The 876-nt window shown below is 47.5% G+C and carries 2 protein-coding genes; both read left to right on the forward strand.

The window, feature by feature from the left end:
* Positions 1–177 (forward strand): chorismate lyase (locus R8O11_RS26160; RefSeq protein ID WP_318194733.1); only part of this gene is annotated, 177 nt, incomplete at its 5' end.
* Positions 178–876: 4-hydroxybenzoate octaprenyltransferase (gene ubiA / locus R8O11_RS26165; protein ID WP_318194732.1), on the forward strand; the 699-nt coding region annotated here is incomplete at its 3' end.

Below are 876 nucleotides of genomic sequence, written 5' to 3' on the forward strand. Positions count from 1 at the left end.
CTCACCGTCTTTAGCGCTGATAATGTCGAGCGCGACTCGCTACAAATGGGTTGGGTTCACTTGCCTCAAGGCCGTTTTCTCGCACGACGCTCAAGGTTGTGGATGAATCACAAACCTATGTTAGTCGCTGAGTTATTCTTATCGAATTCACCTATTTACGCCAAGGAGAGAGGGTAAATGTCCGCAGAAAAAGCCAAAGCATATTGGCAGCTGATGCGAATGGATCGCCCAATTGGTTCACTATTGTTGTTGTGGCCAACGGTTTGGGCTCTGGTCATTGCAGCCCAAGGCATACCGAGTTGGGATGTGCTCATTGTATTTGTGCTGGGTGTATTTTTAATGCGTAGCGCAGGCTGTGTCATTAACGATTTTGCAGACCGCAAAGTCGATGGTCATGTGAAGCGTACTAAACAGCGTCCATTGCCTTCGGGTAAGGTCTCGGCGAAAGAGGCGATTGGCTTATTTTTGGTTTTGGCCGTGAGCTCATTCTTACTTGTTTTGACTATGAACCCCTTAACGATTCAGCTCTCTTTTGCGGGCCTTGTCTTAGCCTTTATCTACCCTTTTATGAAGCGTTACACGCATATCCCGCAGCTGTTTTTGGGATTAGCGTTTAGCTGGGCGATTCCTATGGCATGGGCGGCACAAACCGGTGAGCTACCAGTGATGGTTTGGTTTGTGTTTGTGATTAATGCATTGTGGACGATTGCCTACGACACTCAGTATGCAATGGTGGATCGCGATGACGATTTAAAAATCGGTATCAAATCGACAGCGATTCTGTTCGGTCGCCACGACAAGTTAATCATTGGAGTGTTACAGTTAGTGACGTTGGCGATGTTGGTGGGGCTAGGGCAGTTTTATCAATTAGGCCAG

Source organism: Vibrio sp. 1288, assembly GCF_033344475.1.